The organism is Cellvibrio sp. ATLC23, from assembly GCF_057196725.1.
Window position 1 is genome coordinate 243,325 of the sequence record NZ_JBXUOS010000006.1, and the last position, 13,917, is coordinate 257,241.

The 13,917-nt window shown below is 48.8% G+C and carries 10 protein-coding genes and 1 riboswitch; of the genes, 8 read left to right on the top strand and 2 right to left on the bottom strand.

Features of this window, described 5'->3' with window-relative positions; all coding sequences use genetic code 11:
- Positions 1-217: 217 nt before the first annotated feature.
- The gene (locus AC2CG4_RS11995) at positions 218-1,186 is read left to right on the top strand and encodes a hypothetical protein (RefSeq protein ID WP_062060333.1); all 969 of its coding nucleotides are present in this window, start codon (positions 218-220) and stop codon (positions 1,184-1,186) included.
- Between the two features lie 46 nt (positions 1,187-1,232).
- On the top strand, positions 1,233-2,348 hold the full coding sequence (locus AC2CG4_RS12000; protein WP_484486475.1) for a phospholipase A: 1,116 nt from the start codon (positions 1,233-1,235) through the stop codon (positions 2,346-2,348).
- A gap of 34 nt (positions 2,349-2,382) precedes the next feature.
- Here AC2CG4_RS12000 and AC2CG4_RS12005 read toward each other — a convergent pair whose 3' ends face one another.
- Positions 2,383-2,745 (bottom strand): PilZ domain-containing protein, encoded by a 363-nt coding sequence (locus tag AC2CG4_RS12005; protein ID WP_484486476.1) that lies wholly within the window; start codon positions 2,743-2,745, stop codon positions 2,383-2,385.
- Entirely contained in the window at positions 2,742-5,171 is a 2,430-nt protein-coding gene (locus AC2CG4_RS12010; protein ID WP_484486477.1) for a DUF1631 family protein, read from the bottom strand. The genes AC2CG4_RS12005 and AC2CG4_RS12010 overlap by 4 nt, the downstream gene beginning before the upstream one ends.
- Positions 5,172-5,692: 521 nt before the next feature.
- Positions 5,693-5,834, top strand: a riboswitch (guanidine-I (ykkC/yxkD leader).
- Between the two features lie 70 nt (positions 5,835-5,904).
- On the opposite strand from AC2CG4_RS12010, the gene AC2CG4_RS12015 reads away from it, so the two are divergent.
- The 6 genes from AC2CG4_RS12015 to uca all read left to right on the top strand — a co-directional run bounded on the left by AC2CG4_RS12015 (position 5,905) and on the right by uca (position 13,868).
- Positions 5,905-6,966: a putative urea ABC transporter substrate-binding protein gene (locus AC2CG4_RS12015; RefSeq protein WP_484486478.1), complete on the top strand. Its 1,062-nt coding sequence runs from the start codon at positions 5,905-5,907 to the stop codon at positions 6,964-6,966.
- 95 nt (positions 6,967-7,061) lie between these two features.
- Positions 7,062-7,883, top strand: a complete 822-nt coding sequence (locus AC2CG4_RS12020; protein ID WP_062060326.1) for an ABC transporter permease — start codon at positions 7,062-7,064, stop codon at positions 7,881-7,883.
- Positions 7,884-7,989: 106 nt separating this feature from the next.
- Positions 7,990-8,781, top strand: coding sequence for an ABC transporter ATP-binding protein (locus AC2CG4_RS12025; protein ID WP_484486523.1), 792 nt, complete (start codon positions 7,990-7,992; stop codon positions 8,779-8,781).
- Positions 8,782-8,784: 3 nt separating this feature from the next.
- A complete protein-coding gene (locus AC2CG4_RS12030) occupies positions 8,785-9,519 on the top strand; it encodes an urea amidolyase associated protein UAAP1 (protein ID WP_484486479.1) in 735 nt (244 codons plus the stop codon).
- A gap of 13 nt (positions 9,520-9,532) precedes the next feature.
- Positions 9,533-10,174 carry an urea amidolyase associated protein UAAP2 gene (locus tag AC2CG4_RS12035; RefSeq protein ID WP_484486480.1) on the top strand — a complete coding sequence of 214 codons (642 nt, stop codon included), beginning with the start codon at positions 9,533-9,535 and terminating at the stop codon, positions 10,172-10,174.
- A 79-nt stretch (positions 10,175-10,253) separates the two neighbouring features.
- Positions 10,254-13,868 carry an urea carboxylase gene (uca, locus tag AC2CG4_RS12040; protein ID WP_484486481.1) on the top strand — a complete coding sequence of 1,205 codons (3,615 nt, stop codon included), beginning with the start codon at positions 10,254-10,256 and terminating at the stop codon, positions 13,866-13,868.
- Positions 13,869-13,917: the final 49 nt, after the last annotated feature.

A 13,917-nucleotide genomic window follows, 5' to 3' on the forward strand; every position in this document is an offset into this window, starting at 1 on the left:
GGCCTGACGACCAACGCCAGCATTATTATCATATTAATTCAGAATAGATCTTAAGCAGCTGATTTTATCTGCGCAAGGATTATCACCCATGCAACACATGGAAATTCTAACTGGCACGTCTGTTGCGATGATTTCTCCAGCAACTTAACCATTGGTTTTCTAAAGCGCCAAAATGCAGCGAAATGCAGGCGATTTCATGAGAAAAACGGTATAGATAATGGCAACAGGCACCATCAAAATACACGCACCACTCACAAGTGCACCATCAGGCAGCAAGGGCTCACAGCAATTCGCCCTGTTTTGCGAACAATATCAGCAACGGCTTGATGCACTTACACTGGCGAAGCAGCTAATTCACATGATCAAGGCGGTGCAGCGCCATCGCGGTATGACCATGGGCACCTTGGGAGGCAATGAACAATTCCGTGAGGAGTTGGCGCATTTGCAAATCCAATTGGAGCGCCGCCTGCAACTCCTACAGGCCTTTTCGGCGCGCAGCTCCGCCCTGCTTAGCCCACGCGATCAGGAAAACCTGAGCAACGCCTGGCTCACGATTAGCCGCGACTGGCAGGAAGATGCGGTCATCGACAACTACGAGCTGCACTGCCATCTGATCGAACAATTACTGGCGATGGTGGCCGCACTGGGGAAACAGCTGGAACAGCCCACCTCACAATCCATCCCGGATATGATTGAAACAGCGGTGATCCACGCCGATGGAATCCACTACCCTAATCGTTTCAAGTATTTGGAAGTGCTTCATTTTGCAACCCGTTTAATGCCCGCTGTAGCGGAGCAAATCGGCCGCATTCGCGCGCTAGCCACCTATGCTTCGGCACTCGGCTATTGCGACAAAGACTTTGCCAGCAAACTGCGCTACGTCATTCAATGCACACGGGTTAACAACGAAAAGCTGCGCCACCAGACCAAGCGCCTTGAAGGCCTACTCGATAGCGACCTCAGCCTGCTCAGCCAACTCAAAAGTTATGAAATCAAACTTGAGTTTTTGCTCTCAATGGTGGAGAGCGATGTAGTCAATCCGCACCAAATTAACGCCGATAGTAGCCGCTTGTTCAGCTTGGCTACCGACATTATCGATGTCTATTTGAAGGTAGTAGATGAGGGTGTACAGCTATTAACTCAGTGGCATGAACAAGATATCGAAGTTTGGGTGCAATCTTATTGAGTGTCTTCCGCGCACTAAGCTTGCCTCTCGGGGAGTAATCTCTACAATGGCCAAAAGCCAACCAGAGAAATATTCCATGCGCTGTATCTGGCAATTTAGCCTATTGTTTTTTGCTCTTCCTGTTTACGCCGAATTCAATCCTACTGATGAATTTACTTCTCAAGCGAGCCTGTCTATTGAAGCGATGAACATCTGCTTGCAGGCTTCAGTAGTGGGTGCAGCAGAAAGCATGACCATTCGAGAATTAAAAGCGGCTTGTGAAATATTACATAAGCAACAAAAAAGCAGTGCAGAGCAAACGGAAATAACCGAAACGTCGCCAATTATTGCGCAAGCGCATGAGACGCCTTTGTTAAAAAAACGTATGACGTTAGAAGCGCTCAATCGCTCTAATCGTTTTATGTTGACGCCACACAAGCGCAATTATTTTTTCCCAGTGAGCTACACCCGCCACCCCAATAACGTACCTTACCGCAATAACGAATCCGAATCTTTGAGCACGCTCAGCAAGACGGAAGCAGAGTTCCAGTTGAGCATTAAAATACTTATTCGTGAGGATCTTTTTGATGATAACGGCCATCTTTACCTTGGCTACACCAATCATTCATTGTGGCAGGTTTATAACGATACTGACTCAGCACCATTCCGCGCGACAGATCATCAACCGGAATTTATTCTGAGTTTTACTAATGATTGGGAAATATTCGGTTTTAATAATCGTATTAACGAATTTTCGTTAACGCATCAATCCAACGGTTTGGGTGGCCTGCTATCACGCAGCTGGAACCGTATTATGTTTAATTCAGTGTTTGAGCGTGGCAATTTTGCATTTTCATTAAACCCTTGGTATCGAATTCCCGAACCCGAACAGGAATTTCCTGGCGATCCACACGGCGACGACAATCCAGACATTTCTCATTACATGGGGAACTTCGAATTCAACGCAGCTTATCAATACAAGGACAATATTTTTAACGCAATGCTACGCAATAATTTGGATGGCGATAATAAAGGAGCATTGGAATTAGACTGGAGCTTTCCGATCAGCTCAAATCTGCGCGGACAATTTAAATACTTTAACGGCTATGGTCATAGCCTGATTGATTACAATACTGATATGGAAATTTTTGCCCTGGGCATTGTGTTTACGGATTTGTTCTAGTTATGCAAATGCAAGCGATGGATGCACGAAGTTGTTAATAAGCTTCGCCAAGTAAATCCACCAGAGCGCGGATCGACTCAGCTGCTTGAGGCGAGGCGTCGATGATAGAAAAACCAATCCAATGCTTGCCCGACAGATCAGCATCTCGCGCCCAGAGGCAATCGGCGCCCAACTGGATTACCATCTGCCCATTGACCGGCTCAGGTACATGCAAATCGAGGGTGTAAAGATGATCCTCTTCGATTGCCACATCCCCCACAATCATCAACCCCTGAGTGTGGATATTGACCAAGCGACCAATGTATTGGTCGCGCAGGCTGTCGTACACATCGACATCGCCATTGATTGTATGGCGCTCCAACTCCCTGTCATGTTCACGCGAGCAGTTGTGAGTCATGATGCTTTACCGGTTTTAAGGTGATCGGCTCGTTCATTAAGGGTGTGGTAAATATTTTCCAGTGCGCGTTCAAAAAACGGCTTGGTGCTACCGGCGATAATCCGCGCGCGGCCAGCGAGCATATCGCGCGCCAATTGCAGGCCTGCCGCGAGTGACACTTTACGCCCCTGCTGATCCACCAACATATAGTGTTGGGTCTTTTTGTTGTACCAGGCCACCTTCAAGCGTTTACCGCCCTCAAATTCAAACCAAGTACCAAACTCGACCATTTTCAGACTATCGACAATTTTGGCTTCTTCAGGCAATACCGGTTGCAAATGCGCAACTGCATGTCCGGCTTTTTCTGCCGCCAGAGATTCCAGCTTGGTGCGCATAGGTGCAGGAGCGGGCTCCGCTTTGCGGCTTAAAAGTGCCATTCGCTGGAGCGAGATGACTGCATCAAGTAGTTTTCGGCCTTTCGCCTGCTCGTATCCAATCGTTTCAAAACCACGTTCAATCGCGGTTAGCAGCGAATCCTGCAATTCCATCTGCCTGGTTTTATCTTGCGGATTGGTTTTGGGTTCCAACGTCCAAAGAAGATCATCAATAACTTGTAGTGCGCGGGTCCAGCTATCGGATTTATCGCCGTAACGCAGCAACACAAAAGAGAGATAGTCCGACCATGGCTGCAACAGCAGCAGCAAGATAGCAGAGGGCATATCGCGCTCATCGGTGCGATTGCGCACCTCGTTGTTTACCTGAATTTTAGCTTCACGCAGTTTTTCTTCGCCTTGGGCTTTCTCCAGCGCGCGGCGCTCCATTAATTCCTGACGACGCGCCACATTGAGTGTATAGGCATTAAACTCAATTAATAACTCGGCAAAGATACGCACGTCATTTTTAAATTCTTGCAGCAAGCGGAACACGGTTGTTTTGATCTTGGTGAAAATATCGTATTGATCGCTGCCGTCGTTACTGACCCAGCGTACCCCAGCCTCGGCAAGACTATTAAGCAACACACGAGCCGGGTGCTCAGGTTGCTCGAAAAATCCTTTATCGATAAATGCAATTTTCAGGAAAGGGGTGTGCAAATAACTTAACAGCGCCTTGACGGAATCGGGCAAGTGATCGTCTGACAGCATGTACTCAAACAACATACCAACCAAATCGATGGTCTGCATATCGCCCGCTTCTACCGCACCATTTTCATTCTCGCTGGCGATCTGCTCCATCATTTTGCGCCCGACATCGGCCACCGCTTGCGGTGCAATCGGCACCGGGCCAGACTCATGATGGGCGAGCGCCTGATGGGTTGCGTCAAACGCTTGCGTCTGCATTTGCTCGAGCACACCCACCAATTGGGTCTGGGTGTAAACCTGCAAATTAGCTGGCGCAGCGGTAGGCACAGCTGGGGTTGCGGGAGCGCGTTCAGGATTAATCGCAGGGCTATTCGCCGCTTGCGCTGTTGTCATGGTTTGAGGTGTGAAGTTCGCCGCCTGAATTGCAGGCAGGGCCTGGGTAACATGGGTCTGCAACAGGCGAATCGCATTCAACAAGCTATTTTGGTACTGAACATCATTGGGGTTGAGCGCGCCACTTAATAACTTGTCACTAGCGCGACGCTGGTGCTGCTGTTGCTCTTCGGCTTGCTGCTGCTCATCCACCGGCTGATCATTGCGCTCAAACGGATCATCCTCCATCGTTTTCTCTTCTGGCTTGTGCTCAGCGGGTTTATCACTGGCGGGAACAAAGCGCAGATTGGGCAATAAATTTTGGCGGATCAGGTAATCGTTCAGCTCATCGTAAAGCCCGTCGAGCATGCCGATCACGTCTTGATCGAACAGCTTATAACCGATGATCTTGGTTTTAACATCCACATCCAAATTGGCGAGCAGTTTGCGCAAGGATTCACAAAACTGTACCGGGCTGGCCGGATTTGCGCGCTCATCAATTTTTTCGCCGTCATTTAATAGCGCCAAGCGCTGCTGCAATGCCCACAAATGCTCGGCGAAAAAATTATCGGCACGATGGGTAATAGAGGTGATCGCGATGGTTTCTTCAAGATCGGAATGCTCAACCAACGAGAGAATGTCGCCACTAAAGCGCTCTTCGCCAGTCAGCGTATTGAGAGACTTATTTTTGAACTTGACGAAGCCGTTGGCCAGGTGCTGGCAGAATTCCTGCTCGGCTGCTTGCTGAACCGCAGCCAGCAAATTTTGGGTTTCATAGAGTGCAATCTGGTCTTTATTGGATTTGGCCTGCTCGGCAATCTCCAAAACCTGTTTGCACCACTGCCGCCAAAAATTAGGGAAAACGCGGTAGGCAAAACCGCGAGTTAAATCGCGGCAATGTTTTAAATGTTGAATAACCAGTTGCTCCGACATAGCCACCGCAGAATACGGAGAGGACTTGTTAGATTCAGAGCCAGGTAAGCCTGAGTTATGCATAATTATTCCGTGTTTTTCCATGAAATTCATATTCCCTAGCGCCTTTTATTACCAAGCTGGGTACGCTTCAGCCACGCCTGGAATCAGAGCCTGCAAACCTAGAGACTAGATGAACGCGTCTTTTGCGTAGGTTGTCCTGAGCGACAATCTTAACAGTTTGTGAGATTTCTTCCAGACAATACGATTACCAGCTCACAGTTAGATTAAAAATAGCACGATCCACGCAATTCGCCTTCAAGATGTCTACTTAAAGCGACTAAAAGTCCGCAAGACCTTAGCCCCTTAAGATAATCACCCAAGTGATGCCATGAGCATACGCACCAAAATGACCAGCCATGCACAGCAATATGCACCATAAAAAAGCATGGCTGCTTGTGCCGCTATCGCTTATATTCACAAAAATGCCAACAAAATCAGCAAATTAAATAATTGGCACTCATATTGCGATAAATAACCTGTAATAACTGATTCGCACTCTGGGTGGTTTTAGCTATTCAACAAGCTGTAAACACAATGTTTTACTAATAGGAGGCTAGGGTTCCGGTCACTTGAAACCATCAAGTTGATGTCTGGTCCGAGAGCTTCCGACCTCCCAAGGCAGGCACATGGCTAAACGCCGGTAACTGTCTTGAGGTTACACGGCGGGATAAAAGCCCGGGAGATGGAATGGCTTAATCGCCAGAGTGCTCCCATTTGCTTGCGCCGACGTCACCAAAACCGCTGGAGGTTATTCATGTTGCACCAATCCCGCCTTTCAAAGCTATTACTCGCTCTTACACTCTCCTTTTCTGCCGCTGTCGCCAGTGCCGCCGAGCCCTTTAAAGTCTGCTGGTCTATTTACGTTGGTTGGATGCCCTGGGGCTATGGTGCCGAGCAAAAAATTGTCGATAAATGGGCGAAAAAATACGGCATCGAAATTGAAGTGGTGCAAATCAACGATTACGTCGAATCCATTAACCAATATACCGCCGGTCAATTTGATGGCTGTGTGATGACTAACATGGATGCCCTCACTATTCCTGCGGCTGGCGGCGTGGATTCAACCGCACTGATCGTGGGCGATTTCTCTAATGGTAATGATGGTGTTGTGCTTAAAGGCGCCAACAAAACCTTGAAGGATATTAAAGGCCAACAAATCAATCTGGTTGAACTCAGCGTATCCCACTACTTGCTCGCACGTGGCTTGGAAACAGTCGGCCTGAAAGAGTCCGATGTTAAAGTCGTCAACACCTCCGATGCCGATATGGTCGCTGTCTACGGCACCAAAGATGTCACTGCCGTCACCACCTGGAATCCGCTGCTCAGCGAAATCCTCGCACAACCTAATAGCACCAAAGTATTCGATTCATCACAAATCCCCGGTGAAATTATGGATTTGATGATTGTTAATACCGAAACATTAAAAGCCAATCCTGCACTCGGCAAAGCATTAGTCGGCGCTTGGTACGAAATTATGGGCGTGATGAGCGCATCGGACAAAGCCGCTACCGCCGCCAAAACCGCAATGGCCGTTGCATCTGGTACTGACCTCGCCGGTTTTGAAGCGCAGCTCGCCAGCACCAAAATGTTTTACACCCCCGCCGCCGCACTGGAGCTCATCAACAGCGATGCATTATTAAAAACCATGCAAAAAGTAGCCGAGTTTTCCTTTGATCACGGTTTGCTTGGTGATGGCGCACCCGATGCAGGATTTATCGGTGTAGCAGGCCCCAAAGGTGTGTATGGCGATAAGAAAAACGTAAAGCTTCGTTTTGATCCGACCTATATGCAAATGGCGGCTGACAAAAAACTGTAATGCACGCCAACCCTGTTCCCAAGCCTCGCTTGGGAACACTTCACTAAAAAATATAACAAGACCGCTACACGCAACTGCCAATTAAGAGCAACGCCATGAAAAGACTGATCAATCTCACGCCCTCAAAACCGCTCAAATTGTTGCTGGGCATTCTCCCGTTTGCGCTATTGCTCGTTGTCTATCTAGTCGCCTCCGATGCACGCCTCGCCGAAAATGCTAACGACAAACTCTTGCCGAGTTTTGCGCAAATGGGCGATGCAATTAGCAACCTTGCATTTGAGCCGAGTAAACGCAGCGGTGACTATTTATTTTGGCAGGATACACTCAGCAGTTTGTATCGTTTATCACTTGGTATTTTTATCGCCGCAATTTTGGGTTTCACCATCGGTATCTTAACCGGTGCGATTCCCACCCTTTATTCCCCTATAGCGCCGCTGCTTACCGTTATTTCGCTGGTGCCACCTATGGCGCTGCTGCCGGTGTTATTTATTGTATTTGGTTTAGGCGAACTGTCTAAGGTGGCGTTAATTGTTATCGGTGTTGCGCCCTTTATCGCACGCGACATTCAACGCTGCACACAAGAAATTCCACTTGAGCAATTAGTTAAAGCACAAACTCTCGGTGCATCCACCTGGCAAATTTTAGTGCGTGTATTAATTCCGCAACTGCTGCCACGTTTAATTAATGCGGTGCGTTTATCACTCGGTGCCGGTTGGTTATTTTTAATTGCGGCCGAGGCCATCGCCTCTACCGATGGCTTAGGCTATCGCATATTTTTAGTGCGTCGCTATATGTCGATGGATGTGATTCTGCCCTATGTAGCCTGGATTACCCTGCTCGCCTTTTTAGTGGATTGGCTCCTAGTTAAGCTCAGCACCAAGTGTTTTCCATGGCACTATCAATTGACTAGCAAATAAAACCCATGCAGCTGAACAAAAACGACAAGCAAAAGAATGCGGAATAGAAGATATGACCGTTATCCCTTTTGATAAAAAATACCTCTATGAAAAAAGAGCGAAAGCTATGCCCATGATTCAGGCAAAAAACCTGTGGAAAAAGTACGGCGACAACGTAGTGCTAGAACGCATGAACGTAAGCGTAAACGCCGGTGAATTTATTACCATGGTAGGCACCTCCGGCTGTGGCAAAAGCACATTTTTAAAAATGCTGTTGGGTATGGAGTCGCCAACATCGGGGGAATTATTGCTGGATGCCAAACCTATCCGCAGCGAACCCGATCAATCGCGCGGCATTGTTTTTCAACAGTATTCCGTCTTCCCCCATTTAACCGTGTTGGAAAACGTGATTATCGCACGCGAGTTTGAACACTCGCCGCTTTTGGGGAAATTATTTGGTAGCCAAAAACGTAAAGTTGTCGATGAAGCCAAAGCGCTGCTGGAATCCGTTGGCTTAACTCATGCCATTAATCGCTACCCACACGAATTATCCGGCGGGATGAAACAGCGCTTGGCTATCGCCCAAGCACTGATTCGCCAACCGCGCATTTTATTGCTCGACGAACCCTTCGGTGCACTCGATCCAGGTATTCGCGCCGATATGCACCAATTAATTTTGGAGCTCTGGCGCGAACATCAGCTCACTGTGTTTATGGTGACGCACGATCTGAGCGAGGGTTTTTATTTGGGCACGCGCCTGTGGGTATTCGACAAGTTGCGTCGCGATAATCAAGCGCCCGGCGCCTACGGTGCGAACATAACCTATGACCTGCCGGTTACTCGCCGCAAAAGTGAAGTGCCGCAGGAATTGCAAACTATTGTCCAAGAATCAATTATCAAAGAATCACGGGATTTTTAACTCATGAGTAAAATGCTGTACACCACCACCCTGCCCGGCAATGGCCACTGGTCACTGGAACTGCGCCGCGGCAGCCTAATGAAAATTACCGATCTCGAAGGCGGCGCCAATGTCGGCATGCTGTTTTACAACCCGCGCAATTTGTTAGAGCGCTACAACGCGCCCGATACACTCAAATGCCAACACACCTTTAAATTGCAACGCGGTAATTGTTTATATTCCGATATGGGGCGAATTTTCGCCTCCATTGTTGAAGACCACTCTGCCAATGGCGAAGGCAACTGGCACGATACTATTTGCGGCAATAGCACCGCAGCACAAGTCGAACAGCAATGGGGCAAGCGCGATTATCAAAGCCACCACAATCAATGGCTGCAAAATGGTTACGATGCCTTTTTAGTTGAACTGGCCAAATACGGTTTGGGGCGCGCCGACATGGCTGCCAACATCAATTGGTTCAGTAAAGTGATTGCGGATAACCAAGGCAACATTCAACTCGACACAAAAAATCGCTGTGCCGGCAATAGCGTCACCCTGCGTTTTGAAATGGATACGCTCGTAGTGATGCACGCCTGCCCACACCCGCTGAACCAATCAGAAACTTATCCGTTCGCCTCAGTAAAAATCGAATTGAGTGAAGCAGACCCAGTCAGCGAGGATGACTACTGCAAAAATTTCCGCGCAGAAAACCAGCGCGGATTTCAAAACAATGCACTGTATTACCTATCGGCGAAATAATTGAGGCGCGCACATGTCACATATTCAAAGTAATTTGCATCCTGAAACCGCATTTTCAAAACACCATGTTCCCGCAGGCGATTATTTTCTGGGCGAAATAAAACAGGGTCAAACTTTTCGCATTGTCGATTTGGAAGGCAACCAGGCCGCCGACGTTTTATTTTATAACGCCAAAGACCCGAGCGAGCGCTACAGCGCTATGGACACCATTCGCAGCCAGGGCAATTTGTATTTAACGGCGGGCACCAAATTAATGTCCAATGCCAATAATGAATTGCTGGAAATTGTCGCCGATACCTGTGGCCGCCACGACACCCTCGGCGGCGCCTGCGCCACCGAGAGCAATACTGTGCGCTACAGTTTGGAAAAACGCTGTATGCACGCCTGTCGCGATAGCTGGATGCTCGCCATTGCCGAGCACCCGGAATTTGGTATTAGCAAACGCGACATCACCCACAACATTAATTTTTTCATGAATGTTCCGGTTACCAGCGATGGCGGCCTCACCTTTGAAGATGGCATTTCCGCACCGGGAAAATATGTGGAACTGAAAGCCAAAATGGATATAGTCATGCTGATTTCCAATTGCCCGCAATTGAACAATCCCTGCAATGGCTATAACCCAACGCCGATTGAAGTGATTGTTTGGAATTAATCTTTATTTAAATTGAATGTCTTCAATGGACGACCATTGTCGTAATCAATCCCAGCGGGACGACCTGCCGGAGCAGACTATGTTTACCAAAGTGCTTATCGCCAACCGTGGCGCCATTGCCACTCGTATTATCCGCACCCTGAAAAAACTCAATATCAAATCCGTCGCCGTCTACGCCGAATCAGATGCAGATTCACTGCATGTGCGTATTGCCGATGAAGCCTTTTCCTTGGGCGAGGGTGCAGCGGCACAAACCTATTTGGACCGTAAAAAAATTATCGCCATTGCCCAGCAAACCGGCGCCCAGGCGATTCACCCTGGCTATGGTTTTCTCAGTGAAAACTCCAGCTTTGTCGCCGAGTGTGAAGCAGCTGGTGTGGTTTTTATCGGCCCTACTGCGGAGCAAATGATTACCTTTGGTTTAAAACACAAAGCGCGCGAACTGGCGCAAGCCGCCAATGTTCCGCTCTGCCCCGGTACAGATTTATTAACCAGTTTGGATGAAGCCGTAACCGCCGCAGCTGCAATCGGCTATCCGGTTATGCTGAAAAGCACCGCCGGTGGCGGTGGTATTGGTATGCAATTGTGCAATAGCCAAGCCGATCTGGTGGGCGCATTTGAATCAGTAAAACGTTTGGGCAAAAATAATTTTGCCGACGATGGGGTATTTTTAGAAAAATTTATCGCCGCCGCGCGCCATATTGAAGTGCAGGTGTTTGGCGATGGCAAAGGTACCGCTGTAGCCATTGGTGAGCGCGATTGCTCCAGCCAAAGGCGCAACCAGAAAGTGGTTGAAGAATGCCCCGCGCCAAATTTATCGGACGCGCAACGCAAGGCCATGCAACGCACCGCAGAACAACTTTTATCTTCAGTCAGCTATCGCAATGCGGGCACAGTGGAATTTATTTACGACTCACTCGATGACAAGTTTTATTTCCTCGAAGTGAATACCCGCCTGCAAGTGGAGCACGGTGTTACCGAAGAAGTCTACGGTGTGGATTTAGTCGAGTGGATGCTGCGCCAGGCTGCAGGTGATCTCGGTAACATTAAAGCATTGCGCGATCAACTCACACCAAACGGCCACGCCATTCAAGTGCGTGTGTATGCAGAAGACCCTGCATTAAATTTCCAACCCTGCGCAGGCTTGCTGAGCAAAGTGGAATTTCCCGCCGCAAATGATAATTTGCGCATCGACCACTGGATTGAAAGCGGCATTGAAGTACCGACGTTTTTTGACCCTATGCTGGCCAAAATTATTGTGCGCGGCAGTGATCGTGAACAAGCGCTCGCGCAATTAGCAAGCGCCTTAAACAACACTTATCTTTACGGCATTGAAACCAATATTGGTTATTTGCGCGCACTGTTACAGGATCAAACCCTGGTGCAAGGCAAAATGACCACTCGCTATTTAAATAGCTTTGTCTATCAACCCGCGCGCATCGATGTGATTCAAGGCGGCACCCAAACGACCATTCAAGATTACCCAGGCCGCTCCGGTTATTGGCATGTAGGTGTACCCACCTCCGGCCCCTTCGACAGCTATTCATTTCGTTTAGGCAATCGTTTGCTGAGCAACAGCGAAGCGGCAGCAGGTTTGGAAATTACGCTGCAAGGGCCGACCTTAAAGTTCGGCTGCGCGACAAAAATTATCTTAACCGGCGCTGCGATTGATGCAAAACTCGACGGCAGTGCAATTCCACTTTATGAAATTATCTCAGTCGCCGCTGGCCAGCAATTGCAATTAGGGCGCATCACCGATCAAGGGGCGCGCAGCTATTTGTGTATTGCTGGCGGCATTCAGTGCCCGAATTACCTCAATTCAAAATCTACTTTTACGCTCGGTCAATTTGGCGGCCACAATGGCCGCGCATTGCGCGCCGGTGATGTACTCGCATTAGATGTCCATCATTGCAACGCAGAAATAAACGCGGCAATAGTTAGCGATGAATTAAAACCTCAGATTAATAACCTCTGGCAGTTGCGCGTTATTTACGGCCCCCATGGTGCACCGGATTTTTTCACCGACAATGACATCAACACCTTTTTCACCACCGACTGGGAAGTGCACTACAACTCCAGTCGCACCGGTGTACGTTTGATTGGCCCCAAACCCGAGTGGACGCGCAGTTCCGGCGGCGAAGCGGGCATGCATCCATCGAATATCCACGACAATGCTTACGCCTTTGGCACCGTCGATTTTACCGGCGACATGCCAGTTATTCTCGGGCCAGACGGTCCATCGCTCGGTGGTTTTGTCTGCCCCGCAACGGTAATCAGTGCCGACCTCTGGAAAATCGGCCAGGTGCGCGCGGGCGATAAAATTCGCTTTTTACCGGTGAGCATTGCGGATGCTGTGGCTATTGAAGCAACACAAAATCAATCCTTGCGTTCGCTAGAAAAGAAATCCCATCAATATGAGGTACAGAGCCCCAGTGAATTAAGCTCGCCCATTGTAAAAACCTTGGCAGCAGCTGAATTTGGTGAAGAGATTGTCTACCGCGCCGCCGGCGATCACTTTTTATTGGTTGAATATGGCGCGCTGGAATTGGATATTAAATTGCGTTTCCGCGCCCATGCCTTGATGCAATGGTTGGAGCAAAATACCCTGCCCGGCCTGCGTGAATTAACGCCGGGAATTCGCTCACTACAGCTGCACTACGACAGCCAACAATTATCGCTGGAAAAATTATTAGTCCATCTTGAGCGCGCTGAGCGCGAATTAATTGTGCAGCTAGCGCAATTGAGTGTGCCCTCGCGCATTGTGCACATTCCCCTGAGCTGGGATGACGAAGCCTGCCAATTGGCAATTCAAAAATACATGCAATCAGTGCGCGCCAATGCGCCTTGGTGCCCGAGCAATTTAGAATTTATTCGCCGCATTAATGGCTTGGATTCCATCGCTGATGTGAAAAATATTCTGTTCAGCGCCTCTTATTTGGTGATGGGTTTGGGCGATGTGTATTTGGGCGCGCCGGTTGCCACACCAGTTGACCCGCGCCATCGTTTGGTAACCACCAAATACAATCCAGCGCGCACCTGGACAGCCGAGAACTCCGTGGGTATCGGCGGCTCCTACTTGTGTGTCTATGGCATGGAAGGCCCGGGCGGCTACCAATTTGTCGGGCGCACATTACAAATGTGGAATCGCTATCGCCAGACCAAAGAATTTAAACAACCTTGGCTGCTCAACTTTTTTGATCAAATTCGTTTTTATGAAGTGAGTAGCGATGAGCTGCAACAAATTCGCCGTGACTTCCCCCAGGGACGCTATCCAATCAAGATAGAACAAAGCGATTTCAGCTTAAGTGAGTACCAGGATTTTCTGGCTGCCAATCAGGACTCCATCAGCGCCTTTACCGCCCAGCGTGAACAGGCATTTGAGGATGAACTGGCACGCTGGCATGCCGATGGCCAATTCAATTATGTGCAGGAAGAAGTTGCAGAAGAAAGCTCAGAGACTGAACTGCCGGAAGATGCCATCCGCATAGACTGCTCAGTCTCTGGCAGTGTTTGGCAAACCCAGGTGCAGATTGGACAAACGGTAAAAGCAGGAGATGTGTTGCTGATTTTGGAGTCTATGAAAATGGAAATTAATATCACCGCCAGCAGTGCCGGCAAAGTAACGCATCTGTTAAAAGCCGATGGCGCACGTGTGCAAGCAGGTCAGACATTAGTGGTGCTGGAAGCAATTTAAATTCTTAACAGCGCAAGATGGAAAAAACCCGGCGCAAGGCCGGGTAAGC